The organism is Geothrix sp. 21YS21S-2 (assembly GCF_030846775.1).
GTDB lineage: Bacteria > Acidobacteriota > Holophagae > Holophagales > Holophagaceae > Mesoterricola.
In genome coordinates this window covers 1,000,790-1,025,630 of sequence record NZ_CP132910.1, presented here as the reverse complement: position 1 = coordinate 1,025,630, position 24,841 = coordinate 1,000,790, and the positions used below count along the sequence as shown (strand labels likewise).

Here is a 24,841-nt window from a genome sequence, read left to right as displayed (position 1 = left end):
TTCCTCCGTGAATCGTGGGGCCGGTCCACCGGCCCCACGATCCTAGGCTTCCTTCCCCGACTTCTCCACCCACACCCCCAGCAGCTGCACGCACACCTCCACCGCCGCCGCCATCCACTCCAGGGACACCCACTCCTGCACGGAGTGGAAGCTCTGTCCGCCCGCGAAGATGTTCGGCGTGGGCAGGCCCATGTAGGACAGGCGGGCCCCGTCCGTTCCGCCGCGGATGGCCCGGCGGATGGGGGTGATGCCCTGGCGGGTCACCGCCTCCAGGGCGTAGTCCAGCACCTTGGGATCCTCGGCGATCCTGTAGATCATGTTCCGGTAGGATTCCTTGATCTCCAGCTGGATCGACACCCCGGGGAAGGAGCCTTCCGCATCGCGCTGAAGCTTCCGGAGTATCTCCTCGCGGCCTTCCAGCTCCTCCTCGGTGAAGGCCCGCACCAGGAGCTTGAGCTCGGCCCGGGTCACGTCCCCGGTGAGGGAGAAGGGGTGGAGGTAGGGCTGCCGGTCCTCGGTGGTCTCCGGCAGGCTGTCGGGAGGCAGCAGCTCCACCAGCTTCGCCGCCACCCGCACGGCGTTGACCATGACGCCCTTGGCGTAGCCAGGGTGCACGTCGTGCCCGGTGATGGTGAAGATGGCCGTGTCCGCGCAGAAGGTCTCGTCCTCCACCTCGCCCAGCACGGAGCCGTCCAGGGTGTAGGCGTACTGCGCACCGAAGGCCGCCACGTCGAAGTGCTCGGTGCCCCGGCCCACCTCCTCGTCGGGGGTGAAGCCGATGCGCAGCTCCCCGTGCAGGAAGTCCGGATTCCGCCGCAGCCAGGCCAGGAGGGTCAGGATCTCGGCGATGCCGGCCTTGTCGTCGGCGCCCAGGAGGGTCGTGCCGTCCGTGGTCACCAGGGTGTGTCCCAGGCACTGGGCCAGGGTGGGGTTGTGGTCCGCCACCAGGGTCTCGCCGGCGCCCAGCACCAGGTCGCCCCCCTCGTAGCCCCGGATGATCCGGGGCTTCACGTTGGCCCCCGGAGTGGCGTGGTAGGTGTCCAGGTGGGCCAGGAAGCCCACCACCGGCACCTTGCCGAAGGCCGGATGGCCCGCGGGCAGATTGGCGGGAACCCGGGCCGTGACGTAGCCCCACTCGTCCATGGCCGCGCCCGCGCAGCCCAGGGCCTCCAGTTCCGCCACCAGGATCCGGGCCAGGTCCTTCTGCTTTTCCGTGGAGGGGAAGCATTCGGCGTTGTCGTCGCTGCGCGTGTCCACCGCCACGTACCGGAGGAAGCGGTCCAGGAGGTCCTGCTGTTCGGAGGCGTCAAGTTTCCAGATGGTCATCGCGGGACTCCCGCGCCGGACCGGGCCGGCGGATGGCGTGCGCCCGGGGATGCCCGGGGCGAAGGTTGGGTTCACGCTAGTCTAACCCGGCAGGCGGCGGCCCGGCTTGCCCCGGCGCGCGGCCGGGTCCAGAATGGGCCATACCTCCAAATGCAAGTTCATCGATGGGCGCGCGCGACGCCGCCCTCCCGGGAGACGCCATGAAAAAGAAATCCGTCTGGGCGATCCTTGCCGCCTGCCTGGCGCTTGGCCTCGGTCTGGGCTTCACCGCCAAGGTCCGCGCGGGCGCGGCGTCCCGCGAGGCGGCCATGATCCGGCCCGTGGACGACGCCTGGCGCGCGGCGCTGCCCCGGGATCCGGAACAGGCCACGGCGGCCTACCTGGCCCGGATCTCCCCCGAGGCCCGCGGGCGTTCGGACGCCTACTTCACGGGAGGCTACTGGCTTCAACTGGGGAGCTTCCTGGTCACCCTCGGCTCCTTCGGGCTTCTGCTGGCCACCGGCGCCTCCGCGGCCATGCGGGAGTTCGCCGAGCGCGCCACCCGCCGCCGGCCCCTTCAGACCATGCTCTACGCGGTGCTGTTCATGGCCGCCACCTGGGTCATCCAGCTGCCCCTTGGCGTGGCCGGCGACTTCATCCGGGAGCACCGGTACGGCATGGCCACCCAGTCCTTTCCCCATTGGATGAAGGACCAGGTGGTGGGCCTGCTGGTCTCCACGGTCATCCTGGCCCTCGCCCTGGCCGCCCTCTATGGTGCCCTCCGGCGGTTCCCCCGCACCTGGTGGATCTGGGGCACCGGCGGGGGCGTGCTGGTCCTGGCCTTCGTGATGTTCATCGCCCCGGCCTTCATCGACCCGCTCTTCAACGCGTACAAGCCGCTTCCGGAGGGCCCCGCCCGCCAGGCCATCCTCTCTCTGGCCCGGGCCAACGGCGTGCCGGCCAAGGATGTCCTCTGGTTCGACGCCTCCCGGCAGACCAACCGGGTCAGCGCCAATGTGAGCGGCATCCTCGGCACCACCGCCGTGCGCCTCAACGACAACCTCCTCAACCGGTCCACCCTGCCCGAGATCAAGGGCGTCATGGCCCATGAGCTCGGCCACTACGTGCTCAACCACCTGTACAAGGCCCTGATGTTCTTCGCGCTGGTCCTCTTGGCCGGGTTCGCCTTCGTGGCCTGGGCCTTCGAGGCGCTGCGCAGCCGTGCCGGGTCCTGGGGCATCCGGGACATCGGCGATCCGGCGGGGCTGCCGCTCCTGGCGGGCCTGTTCACCCTCTTCATGTTCGTCCTGACGCCGGCGCTGAACACCGATACCCGCGTCCAGGAGACCGAGGCGGACCTGTTCGGGGTGAACGCGTCCCTGGAGCCCGACGGCTTCGCCGAGGCGCAGCTGAAGCTGGTGGAGTACCGGAAGGCGGATCCGGGCCCGGTGGAGGAGTTCCTCTTCTTCGACCATCCCAGCCCCCGCAAGCGCATCCTCACCGCCATGCGCTACAAGGCCGAGCATTTCCCCAGGTGAAGCCCGGTCAACCCGCCCGGTCCCCGACCAGGTGCGGCGCCAGCGCCACGGCCAGGGGCAGGGTGGCCAGGGCCGTGAGGGCGGTGGCCGCGGCGGCCCAGGTCACCCCCACCGCGTCCCCCAGCAGGCCGTAGAGGACCGGCGACAGGGCGCCGCTGCCGATGGTGCCGGTGTAGAACAGTGCGAAGGCGCGTTCCGTCCGGTCGGTGGCGGCCAGCTCCGGGACGGTGCCGTAGAGGACCGAGGAGGTGCCGTTCAGCATGATCCCCAGCAGGGGCAGCACCGCCAGCGCCGGCGTCAGGGGCAGGGCAAGAAGGAGGAGGATGGCCGCGGCCGTGCCTCCCTCCGTGAGCGCGACGGTCCACAGCACTCCGATCCTGCCTCCCAGCCAGCCGCAGCTGAACTTCCCCCCGGCGCCGCCCAGGAACACCAGGGCGAGGCCCAGGCCGACCGTGGGCAGGCCCGCGCCCTTGGCCTTGAGCAGGAACGGCAGGAACGTCAGCAGCCCCATGCGCACCGCACTGTCGATGACCCCGATGGCGAAGAGCAGCGGAAACCCGCCCCGTCCTCCGCCCCGGCGCGGGGTCTCCGGCCCCAGGGCGCTGCCGGCCTGCGGGGCGTCCGGAAGGAGCAGGCCGATGGCGAGGGCGGCGCAGAGGCCGAACGCCGCCATCAGCCCCAGCATCCCCCGCCAGGGCATCCGCATGAGCAGCAGCGCGGCCGCGGCGGGGAAGGCGGCCTTGCCCAGGTCGCCCGTGAAATTGTAGATGCCCAAGGGACCCCGCGCCTTGTCGCCGTAGGCCCGCGCCACGGCCGCCGAGCCCACGGGGTGCTGGGTGCTGGACCCCGCGCCGGCCGCGGCCAGCGCCAGGCAGAGCCCCGCCAGACTCCCCGTGAAACCCGCGAGCAGGTAGCCCAGGGCCGTGAGCGCCGTGCCCAGCGCCAACACCACCCGCCCGCCCAGGCGATCCGCAAGGAATCCGGCGGGCACCTGCAGCCCCGCCATCGCCCCCGAATAGAGGCCGCGCATCATGGCGATCATCCCGTAGCCCAGCCTGAATTCCGCCTGCCACAGCGGCAGCAGCACGAAGATCGTGTCCGTGTAGCCGTCATGCATCGCATGGGCCATGCCGGCGACGAAGAGGGTGCGCCGTCCACTGGAGCGATCCGCTGGGGTCATGGGGCCACTATATCAGGGGCCGCGGGCGTGTCAGGCGCTCCGCGCTAACCGGGGTTCTTGAGGAGGTTGAGGGCGGCCGCTTGGCGAACGAGCGCCTTGAAGGCGGACGCGTCGACCTCTTCGCCTTCGCGGATGTCGATGGCCCGGCGCGTCTTCCCCTCCAGGCTGGAGTTGAAGAGCCGTTCCGGGTCCTCCAGGGACGCGCCCCTGGCGAAGGTGAGCTTCACGACGCTCTTGTAGGATTCGCCCGTGCAGATGATGCCCGCGTGCGACCACACCGGGTTGGCCCACTTCCATTCCTCGACGACGTCCGGGTCCGCCTCCCGGATGAGGGCGCGCATCCGGCCCAGGGCCTCCCCGCGCCAGTCCCGGAGCCCGGCGATCCGGTCGGAGATGAGTTCCGATGCCGATGGATCCTGGGCGGTTTCCGCCTTCTTCATGCGCTCCTCCCTTGCCCCCGCAGGGGTCAGACGCCCACCGGCCCGCCAGCGCCGACCTCGCGCGCCAACCGGTCCAGGTTCTGTTCGTTGGCCTTCTCGAGGAACCCCCGCATGTTCTCGGCGAATTCGGCGTTTTCGAAGACGCCGGTCCAGGTAACGAGGGTCCCGGCCGCGCAGGGCTCCAGGGCGATGGAAAGCTCGAAGTGCGGCAGGTTGACGTGCCGGATCCGGACCAGGGACCCGGGGACGATCTCCAGGAACTCCGACTCGTTCGGATAGCCAGTCCCGTCCGGGCCGTGCATCGTGAACAGCCAAGGTCCGCCCGGGCGGAATTCGAAGGTGCTGAACGTGTTCGTGAACCCGTCCGGACCCCACCAGCGGGCAAGCCGCGCCGGATCCTGGATGGCGGCGAAGACGGATGCGGGGGAGGCCGGGATCTCTCGGGAATGGCGGAAGACCGACATGGGGGCTCCGGGATTTCGAATGGCCAGGATTCTAGCGCATCGGGCTGGCGGCTTCCACATTCCCTGATGCGGGCGGCTGGTTATTGGGAGCCTCGGGGCTGAAAGGGATGTAATGGTGCTTTAGAAGGTTCTTCACGGAATGGAGTGAAGGCTTCGACCCACACTCGCTTTGGCCTGCGCTTGAGAAGGGCCCTGGGACGGGTGGTCGTAGATCGTCCTGATCCCGTCATTAAGGTAGTTCGAAACGAAAAGCCTATCGCCGAGGCGCCGAGGAGCCGAGGATCGCCGGGAAATGATCTTTTTTTCCTCGGCGATTCTCGGCTCCTCGGCGCCTCGGCGATAGGCCCTTCGACGGAGTTCGCCGGATTCATGGGATAACAAGTCGGCAGCAGCGAACTTCATCCTAGTGCTGAGTAGCGGATGAGGCTGGCCGCGACTGCCATGGGGATGCCATTGGCATCGGTGATCCATGGAGGACCGTGCCGGGACGCCACCGCTTTTCCCGTCCGCCGGCCCTAGGTCGGAACCCGGTGGCTGCGTCCCAGCCACCACCGGAAGATCCGGTGCCCCAGGTCGACCGGCTGGCAGTACATGAGCGGACAACCGCCCTCGATGGGTTCCACCCCGTGATCGCGGCAGGCCTGGAGGGCTTCGACGGAGACGCTGCCATCCCCGAAGGACCGGTGGAACCAGATGTGCCGGATGCCCCTGGCCAGGGCGGCGCTGGCCACCCCGGCCGAGACCGACGGGTGCGTCGCGACGATCACGCCGTCCACCGTGCCGGGCACGGACGGGATGTCAGGGTAGCAATCCTGGCCTTCGACCTTGGACGCGTTCGGATTGACCGGAACGACCTCGTAGCCGGACCTTTTGAGCTTCCTGAAGATCGCGTTCGCCGGCGAGGAACCGGCCCGCGAAACGCCGGCGACGATGATTCGCCTGCCCGAAAGGAATGCGGCAACGGCGTCGGGAACCTGGGTCATCGGGATGCTCCTTGTCCTGGATCCGTCGTGGGGTTCCCGGTCAGGGCAGGGCCGGGAACGCCAGGCGGAAGGTGGTCCCCTTTCCGGGGAAGCTCACCACGTCCACCGTCCCGTTCTGGGCCTCCATGAGCGCCCGCACGGAGGCCAGGCCCAGGCCGGTGCCCTTGCCCTCGGGCTTGGTGGTGAAGAAGGGGTCGAAGATGGACTCCTGATCCTCCGGCCGGATGCCGTGGCCGGTGTCGCTCACCTCCAGGATGGCGGCGGAGCCGCCCTCGGCCATGGTGCCGGGGAACAGGCGAATGGCCACCGCGCCGCCCTGGGGCATGGCGTCCTTGGCGTTGCTCACCAGGTTCACGAGCACCTGCTCGAGGGTGGAGGTCTCCACCAGGGCGGCGCAGGTGGCGGGGTCGATGCCCATCGAGAGGGTGATGCTGTCGGGGAGGAGCATCCGCATGATCTCGCGGCTGGCGGCCAGGGCCTCGGCTATGTCCTGGGCGGTGTTGCCGGGGGCGGCCTCCCCGCGCCGGCCGAAGTTCATCAGGCGCTGGGTGGCCCGGCTGGCCTTTTCGGAGATGTCGATGATCCGCTTCACGTCGCGCCGGGTGGGCTCCTGGCCCTCCTCGAGATGGGCGTTCATGAGCTCGGCGGTGCCGCGCAGGGCGCCCAGGAGGTTGTTCAGGTCGTGGGTGAGGCCGGCGCCGAGGGTGGCCAGGGTGTTCATGCGCTCGGTGCGCAGGAGGGTCTCCTGGGCCTTCTCCAGGGCCTGGGTGCGCTGGACGACCCGCTGCTCCAGGTGGCTGTTGGAGGCCTGGAGGTCGCGGATGGCCTGGAGCATGCGGAGCACCAGGAATACCACCATCACCAGGAAGATGCCGAAGGTCTCCCGGGTCACGTCCTCGGGGCGCCAGGCCAGGATCCAGCTCAGCGCGGCGATGCTCGCGGCCATGGGCAGGTAGGGCAGGGACCGGAAGAACCGCCAGGGACCCTCGACCCTGGGATCCCCGCCCTCCGCGGAATGGGGCGACCATGCGGCCAGGCCCTGGCACAGGGGGATCAGGCCGGCCACCACGATCCACCCCTGGCGGTGCACCTGGGGCGGCAGTCCGGACAGCGTCCAGAAGGCCAGCGACGCCAGCCAGGCCACGGCGGACATGGCCAGCCAGCCGAAGGCCCCCCGGGCCCGGCCCAGGTGGCCGGAGGTGATGTACACGACGCCTCCGCCCAGGAGCGCGGCGTTCAGGTAGGCCAGGAAGACCCGGAACCCCATGCCCGTGCCCGCCGAGCGGAGGGAGCTCTGCACGCCCATCACCCACAGCAGGAGCAGGAGGGAGGTGGCGAAGATGAGGCTGTCCAGGAACTGGCGCTTGCCCCGGCTCCGGCGCTCCAGGGGCCTCGGGAAGCTGAGGACCCCCACCACCACCAGCACGCCGGTGGCCAGGTTCAGCAGGGAGGAGACCGCCTCGTAGGGCATCCGAACGCCCAGGGCGACCAGGGCGGTCAGGGCCAGGTTGGTGGTGTCGGTGAGGGTCGACGCGGCCAGGAAGCCCCAGGCGGTGCGCTCGGGGCCGGAGGTCTTCCAGGCGCGCAGGAGGAGGCTGACGCAGGCCAGGGCCTCCAGGAGGCCGTAGGCCGCGGGCCAGGTCCGCTCCCGCAGCTCCGGCGGCGCGGCCAGGTGCGCCAGGGCGACCACCAGCCAGAAGCCGGCCAGGGCCACCTTGGGGGCCAGGGTGCCTTCGGACCGGCTGTCGATGGGGGATTCGGGCAAGGGGAAACCTCGGACGGGCGCCGGGTGCGCCCGGGGCCAAGAAGATATGAATCATTATGGACTATTTCAACAGGCCCTGCCTGGAGGGTCCCCCGGGGGTTCACATATAGGGGAAGTACTTCCGGTCCTCCCGGAACATATGCTGGGAGACCACCTCGTCGGCCACGAACCCGAAGAGCTCGCCCACCTGCAGGGCATCCCGTTCGTAGTCCGCGACCAGGGCCCGGGCCCGTGCGAGGAGGCCGGCATGGCAGGCGGCATGGGCTTCGGCCTGGGGATAGCCCGCGGCGCGGAGGAGGCCCTCCTCGTGCCGGAAATGGCCGGCGAGGTCCCCCAGGAGCCGCTCCATCAGGGGGAGGCATACCTCCCGGGGCAGTCCCGCCACCACGGCCGAGAGCAGGCTGTTGGCGTCGTCGAACAGGGCCCGGTGCTGGGCGTCGATGGTGGCGTTCCCGCTTTCCGCCGCATCCCGCCACACCAGCCGGACCAGATCGGGGTGGCCCTCGTCCGGCCCGGAGTCGCCCAGGGCGGTTTCGATGCGGTTCCGTCCGCCCTGCTTGGCGCGGTAGAGGGCCTCGTCGGCCAGCATGAGAAGCTTGTCGGGCGAGTGGAGTGCGGAGCCCGCGCGGGTGGCGGTCCCCAGGCTGACGGTGACATGGGCGGATGCGGAATTGCCCTCGTGGGGGATGGCCAGGTCCTCCACGGCCCGGCGGATGCGCTCCGCCAGGGCCTGCGTTCCCTTCGGCCCCGTGTCGGGGAGGACCACCGCGAACTCCTCGCCGCCATACCGGGCCGGGAGGTCCGAGGGCCGCCCGACGGCGGCCTTGAGGGCCCGCGCCAGGCGCCGCAGGCACTCGTCCCCCGCCGGATGCCCGTACCGGTCGTTGTAGAGCTTGAAGTGATCCACGTCCAGGAGGATCAGGGACAGGGGCGACCCGGAGCGCTTGAGCCGCTGGAACTCGGCGTGCAGCACCTCGTCGAACTGCCCCCGGTTGGCCAGGCGGGTCAGGGCGTCGGTCCTGGCGCTGGCCTGGGCGTAGTCCCGCTCGAGGCCCAGCTGGGTGGCCAGTTCCTGGATCCGCATCGCGTCCAGCTTGCTCCCGGTGATGTCGGTGGACATCCCGCAGAGGCCGCGAACGGCCTTCCCGGCGGTCCAGAGGGGAAACTTGGTGGAGAGGAAGTAGCGCTGGCCGTTTCCCGTGGCGAGGCTCTCTTCCGCTTCCACCAGCTTGCCGCCCCGCATGACCTCCTCGTCCACGCGCCGGAACCGCTCCCCCGCGCCGCCGGGGAAGATCTCCTCGTCCGTGCGGCCCAGGGCGTCCCGGCGGGAGCGGCCCGTGACCTCCTCCCACTTGCTGTTGACCAGCTCGTAGCGGCCTTCCAGGTCCTTGACGTAGATGAGGGCGCCGTTGTTCTCGATGACCTCGGAGAGGAACCGGTTGACCTCCTGGAGGTGTTCCCCCGCCTCGCGGCTCTCGGCGTTCAGCCGCTGGTTCACCAGGATGATGAACCCGAAGCTCCAGAGGATGCTCCCCGCGATGGCCGCCAGGTAGGTCGTGATCGGCAGCAGGGTGGTCATGAACAGCCCGTTCGCGGGGAGCCCCAGGAAGGGCGTGGCGGCCCGGAAGACGAAGAAGGCGCCGTGCACCCCGAAGACCACGGAGAGGAAATCGACGGAAGGGGCGATGGACGGGGCCCGGTTCTCGCGGAGGGCGCGCAGGGTCAGCAGGGACAGGATCCCGATGCCCGCCGACAGGAGGACCCGGCGCCCGGAGGGATCGGCCCCGGTGAAGGTGAGCACCGCCGCCGTCGCCAGCGCGCCGCCCATGAAGACCCCGAGCCCGGCGCCCGGGGGCTTGCGGTCGAAGAACTTGAGGACGCCGACGTAGTTGAGCGCCGCCCCGACCATGAAGAGGACGTTGTTGGCGACGATGCCGTAGGGGCTGAGGGCGGGCACGGCCCGCAGCGCGTTGGCGACGAAGGCGAGCACCAGGGCGAGGCTCCCCAGGGCCCAGGAGCCCAGGCCGGCCCGGGAGGCGTTGGACCGGTACTGGCCATAGAGGGCCAGCACCTGCAGCACGGAGCCGAGTCCGAGCACGAAGGCCAGGGTGTGGAGGTCCAGGGGGGGCAGGGGGGGAAGGTTCAACTTGGCCTTTCCTCACACGTCTGGGGCATCGGCTGGCTCGGAGCGTTCAGGTTCGGTATCGCCGATCATATACATGCGCCACCGCGCCCACAAGGGGCCTCAGCCGTCCTTCTGCGTGTGGACCCGGGTCCCGCCGTAGATGCCCCGGTGCCCCACGAGGATGTAGGCCAGGAAGGAGGTGATCGCCAGCGGCCCCGCGAACCCGCCCCCGAACAGCTCGATCCCCATGAGGGTGGACGCGATGGGCGTGTTGCTGGCCGCGGCGAACACGGCGATGAACCCCACCGCCGCGATGAAGGGCACGGGCACCCCCAGGACCGGCGCCAGGGCCGCCCCCAGCAGCGCCCCGATGACGAACAGCGGCGTGACCTCGCCCCCCTTGAACCCGAAGCCCAGCGTCACGACCGTGAAGAGGACCTTGGCCGCGAAGGCCCACGGGGGCACCGGCCCGGCCCCCTCGAAGACCCGGGGGAGCCAGACCGTGCCCAGGTTGAGGTAGTCCGTGGTGCGGAAGGCCAGCGCCAGGGCGGCGACCGCGCAGCCCCCCAGGCCGGCCCGCAGGTAGGGGTTGGCCCGGCGGGTCCAGGCGGCCAACCGGTGGGTGAGCTCCGAGAACCCGCCGGCCACCAGGGCCACCGGCAGCGCGAAGAGCGCCAGCTTCAGCCCCAGCGCGGGCGTCAGGCCCAGGGCCGCGGGGTGGAAATGCACGTGGGGGGCCCCCAGGCCCCGGCAGATGGCGTCCCCGGCGAAGCTGGCCATGGTGCAGACGAGGAGGCCCTCATAGTGGATCTTTCCGATGGCGATGACCTCCATGCCGAACAGGGCCCCGGCCACCGGGGTCCCGAACAGCGAACCGAAGCCCGCGGACACGCCCGCCATGAGGAGGAGGCGCTGACGGCTCCGCGTGAGGCGCAGCCAGGCCCAGGGGAGCTTGCCGATGGTCCGGGCGAGGCTCGCGCCCATTTGCACGGCCGTGCCCTCCCGGCCCGCGGAGCCGCCGCCCAGGTGGGTCAGGAGGGTGCCCGCCAGCACCAGGGGGGCCATGCGGGATGGGACCCGACCCTGGAATTCCAGCACTTCGTCCAGGATGAGGGCGCTGCCCCGCTCGGATTCCCCACCCCAGCGGGTATACAGCCAAGCGCTCGCGATCCCGAAGACCGGCAGGAGCCCCACCAGCCAGAGGTGCCCCGCCCGCAGGCGCAGGGTCCCCTCCAGGAGCCACAGGAACAGGAAGCTCGCAGTCCCCGCCAGCAGGCCCACCGCCGTGCCCATCCCCAGATCCCAGGCGGTGCGCGCCGCCCTCCACCGCAGTCCGACCATGCATCCCCCGGGGCCATGCAACGTAGGCGCCATCAGCCGGAAGGGGCGGTTACAGGGTGGACACCATCACCTGAGGGGGATTTTATACCATGGAATCGGCCCGGGGGCACGCCGCCAGGGTCCGGGACCCCTGGACGCCGGCCGCGCATCCCGCCTATGATCGGACGCCAGGGAGGCGGTCATGGCGATGCGCAGGCTCCTGCTGACCGGTCTCGCCCTGGCCAGGCTTTCCGCCGGCCCGCCCTTCCGCACCGATGACCCGCAGCCCGTGGACCTGGGCCACCTGGAACTCTATGTCTTCGCCGCGGGCCAGCACGCCTCCGGCATCGGGCCCGCCCTGGAGTTCAACTACGGCATCCTGCCCGACACCCAGTTCCACCTGGTGGCGCCGTTCGCCTACGTCCGGGATCCGGGCCTGCGGACGGGGCCGGGCGATGTGGAGGTGGGCCTCAAGTGGCGGTTCCTCCACGAGACGGGCACCGTTCCCCAGATCGGTGTTTTCCCCTTGGTGGAGCTGCCCGCGGGCGATGCCGCCCGGGGGCTGGGCGCCGGCCACACCCAGGTGTACCTGCCCGTCTGGCTGCAGAAGAGCCTGGGGCCCTGGACCACCTATGGCGGCGCCGGCTGGTGGCGGAACCCCGGGGCCCGGAACTGGACCTACGCCGGCTGGCTCCTGCAGCGGGACCTGGGGGAGAGGCTGACGCTGGGGGCCGAGGCCTTCCGCACCACCGCCCAGACGGAGGATGGCCACCCAGCCGCCGGCTTCACCGCCGGCGGCCAGATCAACGTCTCGGAGCGGCACCACCTGCTGTTCAGCGCCGGTCGCACTGACGGGCAGACCTTCTTCTACGTGGGCTACCAGCTCACGGCCGGTCCCTTCGGCAACCTGGCCGACGGGTTCCGCCGGGCCCGCCCATGACGGGTCCCCTGCTTGAAGTGGCCGGCTTCTTCCTCCGCCTGGGCTTCACCGCCTTCGGAGGCCCCGCCGCCCACATCGCCCTCATGGAGCAGGAGGCCGTGGGCCGCCGGGAATGGCTGACGCGGGCGGACTTCCTGGACCTGCTGGGGGCGGCCAACCTCATCCCGGGGCCCAGTTCCACGCAGCTGGCCATGAGCCTGGGCTACCGCCGGGCGGGCTGGGCCGGGCTCGCGCTGGGCGGGGTCTGCTTCATCCTTCCGGCGTCCCTCCTGACCTTGGCGCTGGCATGGGGTTACGTGCGCTTCGGCCGCCTGCCCCAGGCGCAGGGCCTCCTCTACGGCATCAAGCCGGTTGTGCTCGCCATCGTGTTCCAGGCCCTGTGGAACCTGGGCCGGACGGCCTTCCGGACCCGCCTCCTGGCGGTGCTGGGCGGCCTGGCGCTGGCCGCCGCCTTCCTGGGGCTCCATCCGCTGGTGGTGCTCCTGGGGGCCGGACTGGCCGCCGCCGTCCGGGTGATGAAGCCGGGGACCGCCATCGCCTGGCTGCCCATGGCCGCCGGGGGCGCCCTGCCCGCCGTGGGCCTGGGGAGCCTGTTCCTCTTCTTCCTCAAGCTGGGGTCCGTGCTCTTCGGCAGCGGCTACGTCCTCCTGGCCTTCCTCAAGGCGGACCTGGTGGACCGGTACCGCTGGCTCACCCAGGCCCAGCTCCTGGACGCCGTGGCGGTGGGGCAGGTGACGCCGGGTCCGGTGTTCACCACCGCGACCTTCATCGGCTACGTCCTGCGGGGCTGGCCGGGGGCCCTTGCCGCCACGGTGGGGATCTTCCTGCCCTCGTTCTTCTTCGTGGCCGCCCTGGGGCTCCTGGTTCCCAGGCTGCGCAAGTCAGCCGGCATGGCCGCCTTCCTGGACGGCATCAATGTGGGGGCCCTGGCCCTCATGGCCTCGGTGACCTGGGCCTTGAGCCGGGCCGCCGTGGTGGATCCCTGGACCGCCGCCCTGGGGGCGGCCAGCGGCTTCCTGCTCATCCGGTTCAAAGTGAACCCCACCTGGCTGGTCCTGGGGGGCGGGGGGGTGGGCCTGCTTTTGTTGAGATAGGCTCTCAACCTTTCCTCCCGCCCGCTCCTCTCATGGACAACCGGGAGGACCCCATGCCCATGACCCGAGCCCTCACCCGCCTCGCCATGCTCCTGGGCGCCTGCATGACCGTTGCCTCGGCCCAGGCTCCCCGGTGGCCCTGCACGGACGCGCCCGGCCACATCCGGCGCTCGGCCCGGGACGAGGGGTGGACCCGGCGCCTGCGGTTCACCCAGGCCCGGCGGAACGCGCTCCGGGACGCCAGGATCCGCGCCGGCACCGCAGGCCCGGCCTGCTAGGCGGGGGGCAGGAACACCTTCATCCGCGTACCCTTCCCAGGCTCCGTCTCCACCCGGAGGCCCCCGCCGTGTTTCCTTAGGATCCCCATCACCGCCGGCAGGCCCAGTCCGCGGTCCATGAACTTGGTGGTGAAGAAGGGATCGAAGGCTCTTGCCAGGACCTCCGGCGTCATCCCGGTCCCCTCGTCGGCCACCTCCAGGAAGGCGCAGGGTCCGGGGGCCATGGGGACGATCCATTCCGCCGCTTCCCCGCCCTCCGCCAGGCCCGGCCCGGTGGACACCGTGATGCGGCCTTTCCTGCCATCGGGAAACGCCTCCTGGGCGTTCAGGAGGAGCTGGGCGATGACCTGGGCCAGCAGGGCGGAGTCGCCGATCACCCGGGGGGTATCGCGGGCCGGTTCGCAGACCAGGTCCACCTGCGGGGGAAGGGGCGGGGCCTGGCGCACGGCGTCCCGGACCAGCTGATCGAGGTCCACCTGGGTGAACCGGAACACGCCTTTGCCCGTGAAGGCCTGGAGCTGGCCGATCCGGGCTGCGGTCCTCTGGGCGGCCTGGTCGATGCCCCGGAGGTAGCCGGCCATTCGGTCATCGGGCTCGACGGCCATGCGGGCCAGGGTTGCGTTCCCGATGATGGCGGTGAGGAGGTTGTTGAGGTCGTGGACGATCCCGCTGGCGAGCGCGTTGAGGGCCTCGGCCTTCCGGGACCGGAGCGCAGCCTCGAAGGCAGGGGTTCTGCCGGGGTCGGACGAAGCCGGGTCATTCAGCACCTGCTCTCCTGTCGAAACCAAACGCCCGTCGTGATTCCGGCACCCTGTCCGGCAGGGGCGCATGGTTGCGCCCTCCCCCGGAAACCGGCTTCGTTGGATGGTCCTTTGCGGCCATTCCGTTTCCTGCCCGAAGTGCTGGCAGTGAAAGTATAAGATGGACCAATTCGAGATGTGCAAAATCAGGTCTTTGAATTTTTCTTATCGTGGCAGCGTGAATTTATAAATAATTTCACATATAAGACTCCATGGGCAATTTATCTAGCGGGTTGGAGTGGATGAGAAAATGGAACACTAGAGCGAACGCGTGAAAAACGCGATATTTATGTCGCATTATTATGATCAGTCAATTTGTTTGAGCCTGTTTGCGAGAATCGAACCTGGATTCGATTTCCAATTGAAGGAAGAAGAGTTCATATCGCCAAAGATTAATCAATTTGATAATCAAGCCTGAAATGCAGACTCAATCCTGATGCCTGGCAGTCGCCCGCTCGCCTGATTCATCCCAAACGCATCATGTGTTGCCAATCACATTGGAATTCATGTTGCATTTCTGGAAATCCGAACATTATAGATAGCCATCGATCCGCCTTGTGCACACCGGTACTTTTCAGGAGGTTTCTTGACCACGGATGCGGGTCCATTCCCAGGGCCGGCCCCACGGAAGGGCCCGGGCATTCCGGGCTCCGGTCCGGGGCGGCTCGCGACCCTGGCATGGCTGCCCATTCCCCTCATCCTCGCCGCGGAACTGGTCCTGCTGCGGGCGGAACTCCGCACGCCCTACGGTTCGGCTTTCCTCTTTCTGCATCTCAACTTCCTGTTCCTGATCCTCACGTCGGCGCTGGTGATCCATCGCCTGGGCCGCCTGTACCTGCGCTCGGGGGAACCGGGGCTTCTCCTCCTGATGGGCGGGGCCCTGATGCAAGGCGCCTGGGCGATCCTCGCGTCCCGTCCAGACTTCGGGGAAGGCCCGGGCGTGGAACGCCTCCAGGCGGTGTGCCTCTGGGCCGCCTCCCATTGCCACCTGGCGGCGGTGCTCCTCCTGGCCCGGCCCGGCGCGTCCCCGCGGTCGCCCCGGGTCTGGCTGGCGGTGGCGGGGGTGGCGACCCTGGCCCTGGGGGGGTGGCTGGGCCTCCGGGTTCCGGCCTGGGGCCCCGCCGGGCTGGGTTCCGGAATGGCCGTCTCCACCCTTGCCGCACTGCTGGCCGCTGCCGGGATCCAGGCCGTCCGGGACCGCCGGGCCCCGTCCGTCTTCGGCCGTTTCTACGCCGCGGCCCTTGCCCTGTTCGCGCTGGGCGCCTTGGGCCTGACCCTCGACCCGGTTCCCGGCGGCCTCCTGGGCTGGACCGGGCACTGGGCCCAGTTCCTGGGCGGAGCCTACCTCGTCCTGGCCGCCCTGGGCCGGGGCGGGCCCGCTCCGCAGGCCGGGCGCGCCTTCCTCCTCCTGCGCCGCATGGAACGGTTCTGGCCCCTGGTGGTGCTTCTCATCGTGGCGGCGGCCTGGGGGTTCCGGGCCCTCTTCCTGTCGGGGCTGGAGGCCAGCCACCCGTTCATCACCTTCTATCCGGCCGTCCTGCTCGCGGCCTTGGCGGGGGGCCTGCGGGGCGGCCTCCTGGCCACCCTGCTCTCCGGCTTCGTGGTGGACTGGTACCTGATCACCCCCGGCAGCCTCGTGGACAACGACCCCGCCCAGCGCGCCGAGCTCCTGGTGTTCCTGGTGGGCAGCTGCCTGATCACGTCCGTGGTGGGGTCGATGCTCAAGGCCCGGGCCCGGGCCTCCCAGGCCGAGACCCGGGCCCAGGTCGCGGCCGAACGCGCGGCCGCCGCGGAGGCGCTCCGGGACCGGGAGACCCGCTTCCGCCTCCTGGCCGAGGCCACCTCCGAGGGCATCGCCATCCTGGACGGGCGGCGGATCGTGGATGCCAACGACCGCTTCTGCAGGATGCTGGGCCGGGACAAGGAGGCGATCCTGGAAGCGGAGCTCGATGCGATCCTGCCGGGGCCGGACCGGGCCGGGGCCCTGGACGCCGTCCTGGAGGGGGATGGCCGGATGGGCGAGCTCAGTGCCCTCCGGGGGGACGGCACCGTCCTCGACCTGGAGGCGACCTCCAGGCCGTTCATGTTCGAGGGCCAGGCCCGGCGCATGGTGGCCCTGCGGGACGTCACCGCCCGCCGGAAGGCCCAGGCGGTGGCCGAGCGCTACCACCTCATCGCCAGGCACGCCCGGGATCCCCTCATCCTGGTGGATGTGGAGGGCCGGGTGGAGGAGGCCAACCAGGCCGCCGTGGATTTCTACGGCTATGCCCACGACGAGCTTGTGGCGCTCTCCATCCAGGATCTGCGGGTGGACGAACCCGGGATCGTCCGCCGGCAGATCCTCGAGGCCCGGAACCACGGCACCCTGTTCGAGACCGTCCACCGGCGCAAGGACGGCACGCAGGTCCAGGTGGAGGTGAATGCCCGGAGCATCACCCTCGAAGGCCAGGAGCGGATCCTGAGCGTCATCCGGGACATCTCCGAGCGCAAGCGCATGGAGGGGGAACTCCTCCAGACGGCGGCGAGAATGCAGGCCTTCATGGCGGCGACGACGGAATCCATATGGCTCTTCAGCCCCGAGGGGCGGGTCGTCCTGGCCAATCCCACCGCGGCCCTGAGGGTGGGGCGCTCCCAGGAGGAACTGGTGGGCAGGTTGATGGACGAGTTCGTCCCCCCGGACGTCGCCGCCGCGCGGAGGGCCGTCCTGGCGCGGGTCGTCGCCACCCGCGAGCCCATGGGATTCGAGGATGAAAGGGACGGCATCTCCTTCCATCACTCGTTCTACCCGGTGCTCGACAAGCTCGGCCAGGTGTCGGGCGTCGGCAGCTTCACCCGGGACATCACCCAGGCCAAGCGCTCGGAGGAGACCCTGCGCCGGAACCACCACCGTCTGGAGACCCTCGCCGCCGCCATGGCCGCCCTTCTCCACCAGGAGGATCCCGAAGCCCTCATGGAGTCCCTGGCCCGGCAATGCATGGTGGCGCTGGACTGCCAGGTCTTCCTGAACCTTCTCGCCGGACCGGCAGGTGACCTGCGCCTCTACTCCAGCAGCGGCCTGCGCCCGGAGGATTCGGCGAGCTTCGAGGCCGCCTGCTCCAGGGCGCCGGACTGCGCGTGCGACGCCCGGGAGGACGCGCCCGTCCCGTGCGGCCCGGGTTTCTGCCCGCCCGCCCAGCTCGCCTCCGAATACGGGATCAAGGCCTTCGCCTGCCGCTCCCTTCTGGGCAGCGACGGACGGATCTTCGGCACCCTCGCCTTCGGCGCCGAAAGGGAGGCCTTCAACGAGGGGGACCTGGCCCTCATCAACGCCCTCTCCACCCACCTGGCCATCGCACTCGAGAAGAAGAAGAACAAGGAGGTCCTCCGCCTTTCCAACGAGGACCTGGAACGCCGCGTGGCCGAACGAACGGCCGAGGTCCAGGGGCTGGTCAGCCGCCTGCGCGCGCTGGCCCTGGAGCTCACCCAGGCCGAGCAGCGCGAGCGCCAGCGCCTGGCCCTGGTCCTCCACGACCACCTCCAGCAGCTTCTGGTGGCCGCCAGGATGAAGGTGGAGCTGATCCAGCTCTCGGGAGGTGAGGACATTCCCGCCCGCTTCGGGGAGGTGGACGCCATCCTGCGGGAGGCCATCGAGGCGTCCCGCTCCCTGGCGGTGGAGCTGTGCCCGCCCATCCTCCAGCAGGGCGGCCTCCTGGCCGCGCTCACCTGGCTCGCCCAGCGCCTGGCCGCGCAGTCGGGCTTCCGGGTGGACATCCAGGCGGATCCCGGCACCGAGCCGGCGGAGGAATCCCTGAAGCTCCTCCTGTTCAATTCGGTGCGGGAACTCGTGCTGAACTCCGCGAAGCACTCCGGGGTGAAGGAGGCCAGGGTCACGCTCACCCGGGAAGGCGGCGGATGGCTGAAGCTGGTGGTGGCCGACCAGGGCCGCGGCATCGACCCGGCCCCGCTGGCCCTGGGCCGGGGGGGCTTCGGCCTGTTCAACATCCAGCAGCGGCTCGCCCACGTGGGCGGCCGCATGGAGATCGTGGGCGGCCCCGGCGAGGGCACCCGCACGACGATCTACGCCCGGAACGAGGCGAAGGTGCCGCTGGCCGAGGGCGCCGGGGGCCAGGGTGCGCGGATCGCCATCCTCCTGGTGGGGGGCCATCCCGCGCAGCGCGGGGTGCTGGAGGACCTCCTGGCTGAGGAGGACGACCTGGACGTGGTGGGGGTGGCGAAGGACGGGGAGGAGGCGCGGGACCTGGTGCGAAGGCTCAAGCCGGATGTGGTGGTGGTGGATGCCGGCGCGGCGGGGCCGGTCGGGGCGGATCTGGCGCGCACCCTCTGGCGGGAAAGCCAAGGGATCCGCATCATCGGGTTCTCGTCCCATGCGGAGGCGTCCGGGGGTGCCCTGCGGGGACCGACTTCAGACCTGTTGAGGGCCATACGGGAGACCCAGGGCTCCCCCGGCCCCGCCTGAAGGCCGGATCAGGGCCGCGCCTTCCCCGCGGCATGGCAGCCGGCGCAGGCTTCCAGGGCCGGGTGGGGGCTCCGCCAGTAGACCGAATCCTCCCCCCCGAAAGCCGCGCGCTCGCCCTCGGGCACGCGGGGCCAGTAGAGGGCGAAGGCCTGGGTGCCGTCGGCCTTGGCCTCGCGCATGTGGAGGGGACCGGGAAGGCCCAGGGTCCACGTGGTCAGGACGGCGTAGGCCCCGACGGGAAGCGGCCTTCCGGCGGCCAGCGCGTCGCTGCCCGAGGCGGTGACCCAGGAGCGGGCCTCCCGGCCCCCGTGGGCCCTGCTGCGGAAGGGCGCCGCCTGCAGCGGCTCCAGGCTGGCATAGTCCAGGGCCCGGAGGGGGAGTTCCGCCTCGGCGTCGTTCTTCTTCGCGTTGATGGCCTCCGCGGCGGCCTTGTTGGTCTCGGCGTCGCCGAAGACCATCACGCCCCCCTGCTTGCCCACGTACCCCCACGTCCCGGCCCACAGGACCGTCCCCAGGAGGCAGGCTCCGGTCCAGCGGGCATCCCCGGGCTCCCGGCAGGCCCTGCGCAGGAGCAGCACGCACAGGATGCCGAGGACGGCTCCGGCCAGGGCGTTCACCTCGTGGGACCGCAGGGTCCGCTGGAGCGCCTGGCCCTGGGAGGAGACGACCGGCAGGAGCCTTCCGGCGGGGATCAGGTTGAGCAGCCGGCCCCAGTAGAGTCCGCTGGCCATGGTCAGGAGGCCTCCGCCGAGGGCCACCAGGGCCACCCGGAGGGCCATGCGCCGCCAGGTCTGGGGGTACCGGGACCGGTAGGCGGCCGCGATCATGAAAGGCAGGCACACCACCAGGCCCAGCGGTACGTGGACGAAGGCGGGATGCTCCCTGGAGAACAGCTCGATGGGGCCCGTCATGGCTCAGAAGGTCCTTTCCACGTTGAACCCCAGGGCCCACTGGCCGGTGGAGCGCGCGCCCCCGCCGTAGTCCCCGGACAGGACCTGGTTGGCCGTGGTGCCCGAGGTGGTGGTGCCCACCAGGGTGAACCGGTGCTTGAAGGTCTTGTAGGTGAAGCCCGCGGCGTAGCCCGGCTTGAAGGCCTTGTCGATCTTCGAGGGGCGCGGGTAGTACTCGGCCACGAAGCCCAGCTTGTCGGTGAAATCGATGCGCAGTCCCGCTCCCGCCGTGAAGACGGCCTTCTTCCGGGTGGTGGTGCGGCTCAGCCAGGTGGGAACCACCGTCAGGGTCCCGAAGTCCCCGAGGAAGACTTCCGTGGGCAGCTGGCAGGCGGCGCCGGTGAGGCCCACGGTGCCGAGGGGCGTCTCGTCGCGCCTGACCACCTCGTCGAACCGCTCGGCCCGGAGGGCCATGCGCACGAAGTCGGCGTTGAGGAGCCGCTGCTGGAGGGCGAACGTGAAGGTCTTGTTGTCCGCCGTGCGGTAGAGGATCACGTTGAGGCCCTTGACGGGCTTGAATCCGAAGTCCACGCCGAAGCCCGGGTAGGCGTAGCCGTCCAGGCCGTAGGCGTCCCTGCCGTGGCCGGAGGCGGGCGTGGAGAAGCGGTGGGTGAAGGCGATCCCCAGGTCCCAGAACTGCATCATGTCGCCCGTGGGCAGGTTGACCCCCAGGGGGTACTCGGAGGACTCGCCGAAGAGGAGGCCCGAGGCCAGGCACAGGGCGGCGGTTCGCAGGCGCGGGGTCATGGGTGCTCCTAGCGCCTGGCGCCGAAGGGACGGATGATGTCGGTGATCATCTTCTGGGCCTGCTCGGGGGTCATCTTGCCCTTGAAGGCCGGCATCTTCTCCTTGCCTTCCAGGGTGATGCGGACCCAGTCGGAATCCTTCTTGCGGCCCGCCTTGCGGCTGTCGGTGAAATCGAAGCCGTTGTCGGGCAGCTGCTGGCCGGCGTTGTCGCGGCCGTTGCCGTTCACGCCGTGGCAGCGGGCGCACACGTCCAGCCAGTACTTGGGGTAGTCGCCCCCGAAGGGGGGGGCCTCCTTCTTCGGCTGGGCGGAAAGGGTCTGGAAGGTTGCGAAGGCGATGAGGGCGATGCGGGCGATGAGCATGATGCCTCCTGGAATACGGCCTACCAGCCGCGGTTGGTGTGGTTCTCGCCGTGGCAGGTGAGGGTGCAGGTCCTGCTGGTGGCGTTGTAGACGGTCCGGCTGCCGAGGTACTGGATGGTGTCGCTGGCCGGGCCCTCCATCTGAGGCGTGTCGAGCCTCGTGAAGTGGGCAAGGGCTCCGGGGGTCCCGTTGGCCATTCCATGGCAGTCGGTGCACTTGGCGCTGACCTCGGAGCCCAGGTGCGTGCCGTGGTGGCCTGAGTAGTAGCTGTTGTTCTCCGGAACGCCAAGGGACGTGCCGCGGGCGTGACAGGCGCGGCAGCCCGCGTCGCCGGTGGCCCCGGTGGAATCCAGCGTCCCGGTCTGCCAGCTGGGGGCCGCCAGGGCGCCGTGGCAGCTCACGCTGGTGCAGGTGTAGGCGGTGGGGCTGAAGGACGCGGCGCCGGCCTTGGCGTTGTAGGTCGCGGAGAAGCCGGTGGGCGCGGGCGGCACCCTGAGCGCGTCGGCGCCGGGGCGGGCGTTGGCGTGGGTGTAGTGGTTCAGGGTGCCGGCGTCGTAGTTGGTGTGGCAGGAGCCGCACTGGCCGGTGACGGAAGGCAGGGCGTTGTGCTTGGCATGCCTGCCGGGGAGATCCGGGAAGGCCGCGCCCGCCGGCGGCCGGGCGTGGCAGGAGGCGCAGTTGGCCACCGCGAGGGGCGACCCCGCCTGGTGGCACACGGTGCACAGGGGTGCGGTGGACAGGGGGGAGGCGCCCGTGACCCCGTGGCAGGAGGCGCAGCCGGAGGCGAAGGCGGCCTGGGAATTGGCGCCGGTGTGGCCCGTGCCCAGGTAGGGCACCGGGTGGGAGGGGCCGCCGTTCCAGCTCGAGGCGGCGTGCGCGTGGCCGTGGCAGGTGACGGTGCAGGTGCGGTTGGCGGCGTCGTAGGCGTTGGCGGAGCTTCCCGGCAGCAGGATGGTGTCGCCGGCGGGGCCTTCCATCTGCGGCGTGTCAAGGTGCGCGAAGTGGTTGGCGGCGCCCGCGGTGCCGCCGGTCATGCTGTGGCAGTCGGTGCACAGGGCGCCGACGACGGACGCGAGGTGGAAGCCGTGGAGACCGGACCAGGCGGCGTTGTTCTCCGGGGTGGCCTGGGCGGAGCCCACCTGGTGGCACTGGCGGCAGCCGCCGTCCGTGGTGGCAGCGATGGTGCCCGTGCCCCAGGCCGGGGTGGTCACGCCCCCGTGGCAGCTGACGTTCGAGCAGGTGAGGTTGCTCGCGTTCATGGCCGCCGCGCCCGCCTTGGCGTTGAAGGTGGCCAGCAGCCGCACCGGAGCGGGGGGCACCCGCAGGGTGTTCAGTCCGGGCCGGGCGTTGCCGCGGTCATAGTGCGCCTGGGAGCCCGCGTCGAAGGTGTCGTGGCAGGTGGAGCAGAGCCCCGTCACGCGCGCCAGGGCGTCGTGCTTGGCGTGGGACCCCGCCAGGTCCGGGAAGGCGCCGCCCGCCGGGGGCTTGCCGTGGCAGGAGGCGCAGGCGGCCAGAGCCAGGGGCGAGCCGGCCTGGTGGCAGAGGACGCAGGCGGGGGCCGAGGCCAGGGGCGGCGTTCCCGTCACGACGTGGCAGGTGCCGCAGTCGGAGGCGAAGCTGGCCGGGGTGGCGCCGGTGTGGAGCGCGCCCAGGAAGGGGACGGCGTGGTTGGGCTGGCCGGGGCCGGCGGCGTGGCAGGCCACGGCGCCTGCGGCGCTGGCGAAGCAGCTCGGGGCCGCTGGAAGGGGGGCGGTCCGGCCCTTGGCGTAGTCATGGCACACGGGGCAGGCGTTGTCCCGGTTCTGGGCGTCCCGGTGGGAGGGCACGTAGCCGGGGAAGGTCTCCACCGGCGCGGGGGCCCAGGTGGTGGAGTGGGAGGAGGCGGCGGCGTGGCAGGCCGCGCAGGACGTGGGCGCGGAGCCTCCGGCGAACCCGGGGGTTCCCGGGATGCCGTGGCAGGCCTGGCAGGCCAGGAGGTCCTTCTTGGCCGCGAGGCCGTGGAAGGCGGTGCTGGTGGCGTCCCGCCACCCGGCGCCCAGGGGGTGGGGGGCGTCCTCGGGACCGTGGCACATCGTGTTGTTGAAGCAGGTGGGCACGGTTCCCGCCGGGGCGGGCTGGGCCGGGTGGCCCGGGGGGTTGCTGGAAGAGCCCGCCAGGTGGCACTGTGCGCACACGGCGGCGTTGGAGGGATCGGTGGTGCTGTGGGTGAGCCCGGCGGCGTCGTTCCAGGGCCTGGGCGCATGGGGGGCGGGAACGCCGTGGCAACTCTGGCAGGACACGGTGGAGGCGCCGCCGGCGAAGGTCGGCCCATGGCAGGCCTGGCAGGACCGGAGCCCGCCGCCCCCCGGGCCCTGGAGGGCCTTGGCCCGCGGGCCGTGCGTGGCCGCCAGGTTGTACCCGGTGATGGTGCCATGGTGGCAGGCCGCCGTCATGCAGCTGGGGATGGCGCTGGGCGCCGCAGGCACGGTCATGGCGTGGCAGACGGTGCAGGTGGCCTGGGGGGCGAGGGCCTGGCCCGGGTGGACCGCCAGCCAGCCTGTGGCATGGTAGGTGCCCGCGGGGCTGGCCCAGGTGGACCCCGCGTGCTGGTACCCGTGGCAGGTGAGGGTGCAGGACCTGTTCGCGGCGTTGTAGACGGAGCGGTTCCCGGCGTATTGGATGGTGTCGCCGGCGGGACCCTCCATCTGCGGCGTGTCCAGGTGCGCGAAGTGGTTGAGGGCGCCGGGCGTGCCGTTGGCCATGGCATGGCAGTCGGTGCACAGGGCGCCCACCGGGGCCCCCAGGTGGAAGGCATGGAGGGGCGTCGCCGCCGCGTTGCTCTCGGCCCCGCCCGCGGCGTGGCACTGGCGGCAGCCCGCGTCCGAGGCGCTGTCGAGGGTGCCCGTGCCCCAGGCCGGGGTGATCGCGCCGCCGTGGCAGCTGACGTTGGAGCAGGTGAGGGCGGCTCGGTCGAAGGCGGCCGGGCCGGCCTTGGCGTTGAAGGCCGCCGGGACCTGCACGGCCCCGGGGGGCACCCGCAGGGAATCCAGGCCGGGCCTCGCGTTGCCGCGGTTGTAGTGGGCCAGGGAACCGGCGTCGTACGACGTGTGGCAGGGCGTGCAGGTCCCCGTCACCCCGCCCAGGGCGTCGTGCCTGGCGTGGGCCCCCTTCACATCCGGGAAGGCGCTGCCCGCGGGCGGTTTCCCATGGCACGACGCGCACCCGGTCCGGGTGAGGGGCGAGCCCGCCTGGTGGCAGGCGGAGCACTGCGGGGCGGAGGCCACGGGCGACGCGCCGTCGAGGGCGTGGCAGGTGGCACAGCCGGCGGTGAAGGCGGCCTGGGTCGCGCCGGCGTGCAGGGGCCCCAGGAAGGGCACCGGGTGGCTGGCGGTGTTGGCCCCATGGCAGAGCGTGTTGTTGTAGCAGGTGGGCACCGTGCCCGCCGGGGCGGGCTGGGCGGGGTGGCCGGCGGGGTTGGCCGGGGCCCCCGCGAAGTGGCACCGGGCGCACACCGCCGCGTTGGAGGGGTCCGTCGTGCTGTGGGTGGCCAGGCCGTTCCAGGGCCTGGGGGGATGGGGGGCGGCGACCCCATGGCAGCTCTTGCAGGAGACCGCCGAGCCGCCTCCGCCGAAGTCCGCACCGTGGCAGGCCTGGCAGGACACGAGCCCGCCGCCGGTGGCGTCCTGGGCGGCCTTGGCCCGCACGCCGTGGGCGGCCGGGAGGCCGAAACCGGGCAGGGTCCCATGGTGGCAGGCGGAGGTCATGCAGCCGGGAATGCCGCTGCCTGCCTTGAGGACGGTCGTTTCGTGGCAGGTCCTGCAGTGATCGAGGCCCGCCAGGGCCTGGGCCGGATGGGCCGTGAGCCATCCGGCGGGATGGTAGCCGCCCGCCGGGGGCTTCCCTCCGCCGCCGCAGCCCGCCAGGATGGCCAGGCACAGCAGGAGGGCCAGGGCCCGCAGGACGGGCCGGGGCCTGGATTCTCCACCTCTGGATCGGACTGGCATGGCCACGGGCCTCCGGTCGGGAAATGTGTCGACGCCCCAGTTTAAAAACCGGCAGGGGCCTGCCTATGGGGGGAATCCCCCATTCTCCCGGGGGGGGATGCTGTATTTCCC

General features: G+C 71.0%; 18 protein-coding genes and 1 riboswitch. Of the genes, 5 read left to right on the top strand and 13 right to left on the bottom strand.

The genetic code is table 11. The annotated features are described in order from the left end of the window. Positions 1 to 42: 42 nt before the first annotated feature. Positions 43 to 1,326 carry a peptidase T gene (pepT, locus tag RAH40_RS04645; protein ID WP_306600914.1) on the bottom strand — a complete coding sequence of 428 codons (1,284 nt, stop codon included), beginning with the start codon at positions 1,324 to 1,326 and terminating at the stop codon, positions 43 to 45. Positions 1,327 to 1,526: 200 nt separating this feature from the next. Here pepT and RAH40_RS04640 point away from each other — a divergent pair, with 200 nt between their 5' ends. Further along, positions 1,527 to 2,843 carry a M48 family metallopeptidase gene (locus tag RAH40_RS04640; RefSeq protein WP_306600913.1) on the top strand — a complete coding sequence of 439 codons (1,317 nt, stop codon included), beginning with the start codon at positions 1,527 to 1,529 and terminating at the stop codon, positions 2,841 to 2,843. A 7-nt stretch (positions 2,844 to 2,850) separates the two neighbouring features. Here RAH40_RS04640 and RAH40_RS04635 read toward each other — a convergent pair whose 3' ends face one another. The 7 genes from RAH40_RS04635 to RAH40_RS04605 form a co-directional block, all read right to left on the bottom strand. Then, positions 2,851 to 4,023: an MFS transporter gene (locus RAH40_RS04635; RefSeq protein WP_306600912.1), complete on the bottom strand. Its 1,173-nt coding sequence runs from the start codon at positions 4,021 to 4,023 to the stop codon at positions 2,851 to 2,853. A 44-nt stretch (positions 4,024 to 4,067) separates the two neighbouring features. Continuing rightward, positions 4,068 to 4,463 (bottom strand): DUF1801 domain-containing protein, encoded by a 396-nt coding sequence (locus RAH40_RS04630; RefSeq protein ID WP_306600911.1) that lies wholly within the window; start codon positions 4,461 to 4,463, stop codon positions 4,068 to 4,070. A gap of 26 nt (positions 4,464 to 4,489) precedes the next feature. Continuing rightward, entirely contained in the window at positions 4,490 to 4,927 is a 438-nt protein-coding gene (locus tag RAH40_RS04625) for an SRPBCC family protein (protein ID WP_306600910.1), read from the bottom strand. 515 nt (positions 4,928 to 5,442) lie between these two features. Next, positions 5,443 to 5,910: a CoA-binding protein gene (locus RAH40_RS04620; protein ID WP_306600909.1), complete on the bottom strand. Its 468-nt coding sequence runs from the start codon at positions 5,908 to 5,910 to the stop codon at positions 5,443 to 5,445. A 40-nt stretch (positions 5,911 to 5,950) separates the two neighbouring features. After that, positions 5,951 to 7,675, bottom strand: a complete 1,725-nt coding sequence (locus RAH40_RS04615) for a sensor histidine kinase (RefSeq protein WP_306600908.1) — start codon at positions 7,673 to 7,675, stop codon at positions 5,951 to 5,953. 100 nt (positions 7,676 to 7,775) lie between these two features. Then, positions 7,776 to 9,821, bottom strand: a complete 2,046-nt coding sequence (locus RAH40_RS04610) for a diguanylate cyclase domain-containing protein (RefSeq protein ID WP_306600907.1) — start codon at positions 9,819 to 9,821, stop codon at positions 7,776 to 7,778. 99 nt (positions 9,822 to 9,920) lie between these two features. After that, positions 9,921 to 11,141 carry a chloride channel protein gene (locus tag RAH40_RS04605; RefSeq protein ID WP_306600906.1) on the bottom strand — a complete coding sequence of 407 codons (1,221 nt, stop codon included), beginning with the start codon at positions 11,139 to 11,141 and terminating at the stop codon, positions 9,921 to 9,923. A gap of 16 nt (positions 11,142 to 11,157) precedes the next feature. Beyond that, positions 11,158 to 11,221: riboswitch (Fluoride riboswitch) on the bottom strand. Between the two features lie 101 nt (positions 11,222 to 11,322). On the opposite strand from RAH40_RS04605, the gene RAH40_RS04600 reads away from it, so the two are divergent. From RAH40_RS04600 to RAH40_RS04590, 3 genes are read left to right on the top strand one after another with little or no spacing between them, the layout of a single operon-like run. Beyond that, complete coding sequence (locus tag RAH40_RS04600; RefSeq protein ID WP_306600905.1) at positions 11,323 to 12,060, top strand: hypothetical protein; 738 nt, start codon at positions 11,323 to 11,325, stop codon at positions 12,058 to 12,060. Beyond that, the gene (gene chrA, locus RAH40_RS04595) at positions 12,057 to 13,154 is read left to right on the top strand and encodes a chromate efflux transporter (RefSeq protein WP_306600904.1); all 1,098 of its coding nucleotides are present in this window, start codon (positions 12,057 to 12,059) and stop codon (positions 13,152 to 13,154) included. The genes RAH40_RS04600 and chrA overlap by 4 nt, the downstream gene beginning before the upstream one ends. Positions 13,155 to 13,207: 53 nt before the next feature. Next, entirely contained in the window at positions 13,208 to 13,432 is a 225-nt protein-coding gene (locus RAH40_RS04590; RefSeq protein ID WP_306600903.1) for a hypothetical protein, read from the top strand. Here RAH40_RS04590 and RAH40_RS04585 read toward each other — a convergent pair. After that, complete coding sequence (locus RAH40_RS04585) at positions 13,429 to 14,199, bottom strand: sensor histidine kinase (RefSeq protein ID WP_306600902.1); 771 nt, start codon at positions 14,197 to 14,199, stop codon at positions 13,429 to 13,431. The two genes, RAH40_RS04590 and RAH40_RS04585, sit on opposite strands and share 4 nt — an antisense overlap. Before the next feature lie 619 nt (positions 14,200 to 14,818). Here RAH40_RS04585 and RAH40_RS04580 point away from each other — a divergent pair. After that, positions 14,819 to 18,688 carry a PAS domain S-box protein gene (locus RAH40_RS04580; RefSeq protein WP_306600901.1) on the top strand — a complete coding sequence of 1,290 codons (3,870 nt, stop codon included), beginning with the start codon at positions 14,819 to 14,821 and terminating at the stop codon, positions 18,686 to 18,688. 8 nt (positions 18,689 to 18,696) lie between these two features. On the opposite strand, the gene RAH40_RS04575 is transcribed toward RAH40_RS04580, so the two are convergent. From RAH40_RS04575 to RAH40_RS04560, 4 genes are read right to left on the bottom strand one after another with little or no spacing between them, the layout of a single operon-like run. Further along, positions 18,697 to 19,599: a DUF2231 domain-containing protein gene (locus RAH40_RS04575; RefSeq protein WP_306600900.1), complete on the bottom strand. Its 903-nt coding sequence runs from the start codon at positions 19,597 to 19,599 to the stop codon at positions 18,697 to 18,699. 3 nt (positions 19,600 to 19,602) lie between these two features. Beyond that, positions 19,603 to 20,385, bottom strand: coding sequence for a DUF5777 family beta-barrel protein (locus RAH40_RS04570; protein WP_306600899.1), 783 nt, complete (start codon positions 20,383 to 20,385; stop codon positions 19,603 to 19,605). A gap of 8 nt (positions 20,386 to 20,393) precedes the next feature. Then, positions 20,394 to 20,747 carry a cytochrome c gene (locus tag RAH40_RS04565; protein ID WP_306600898.1) on the bottom strand — a complete coding sequence of 118 codons (354 nt, stop codon included), beginning with the start codon at positions 20,745 to 20,747 and terminating at the stop codon, positions 20,394 to 20,396. A 20-nt stretch (positions 20,748 to 20,767) separates the two neighbouring features. After that, positions 20,768 to 24,730, bottom strand: coding sequence for a hypothetical protein (locus RAH40_RS04560; protein WP_306600897.1), 3,963 nt, complete (start codon positions 24,728 to 24,730; stop codon positions 20,768 to 20,770). Positions 24,731 to 24,841 lie beyond the last annotated feature (111 nt).

Coding starts and splice junctions, on each gene's coding strand:
- pepT (WP_306600914.1), bottom strand. CDS start 1,326: ATGACCATCTGGAAACTTGACGCCTCCGAACAGCAGGACCTCCTGGAC.
- RAH40_RS04640 (WP_306600913.1), top strand. CDS start 1,527: ATGAAAAAGAAATCCGTCTGGGCGATCCTTGCCGCCTGCCTGGCGCTT.
- RAH40_RS04635 (WP_306600912.1), bottom strand. CDS start 4,023: ATGACCCCAGCGGATCGCTCCAGTGGACGGCGCACCCTCTTCGTCGCC.
- RAH40_RS04630 (WP_306600911.1), bottom strand. CDS start 4,463: ATGAAGAAGGCGGAAACCGCCCAGGATCCATCGGCATCGGAACTCATC.
- RAH40_RS04625 (WP_306600910.1), bottom strand. CDS start 4,927: ATGTCGGTCTTCCGCCATTCCCGAGAGATCCCGGCCTCCCCCGCATCC.
- RAH40_RS04620 (WP_306600909.1), bottom strand. CDS start 5,910: ATGACCCAGGTTCCCGACGCCGTTGCCGCATTCCTTTCGGGCAGGCGA.
- RAH40_RS04605 (WP_306600906.1), bottom strand. CDS start 11,141: ATGGTCGGACTGCGGTGGAGGGCGGCGCGCACCGCCTGGGATCTGGGG.
- RAH40_RS04600 (WP_306600905.1), top strand. CDS start 11,323: ATGGCGATGCGCAGGCTCCTGCTGACCGGTCTCGCCCTGGCCAGGCTT.
- chrA (WP_306600904.1), top strand. CDS start 12,057: ATGACGGGTCCCCTGCTTGAAGTGGCCGGCTTCTTCCTCCGCCTGGGC.
- RAH40_RS04590 (WP_306600903.1), top strand. CDS start 13,208: ATGCCCATGACCCGAGCCCTCACCCGCCTCGCCATGCTCCTGGGCGCC.
- RAH40_RS04575 (WP_306600900.1), bottom strand. CDS start 19,599: ATGACGGGCCCCATCGAGCTGTTCTCCAGGGAGCATCCCGCCTTCGTC.
- RAH40_RS04570 (WP_306600899.1), bottom strand. CDS start 20,385: ATGACCCCGCGCCTGCGAACCGCCGCCCTGTGCCTGGCCTCGGGCCTC.
- RAH40_RS04565 (WP_306600898.1), bottom strand. CDS start 20,747: ATGCTCATCGCCCGCATCGCCCTCATCGCCTTCGCAACCTTCCAGACC.
- RAH40_RS04560 (WP_306600897.1), bottom strand. CDS start 24,730: ATGCCAGTCCGATCCAGAGGTGGAGAATCCAGGCCCCGGCCCGTCCTG.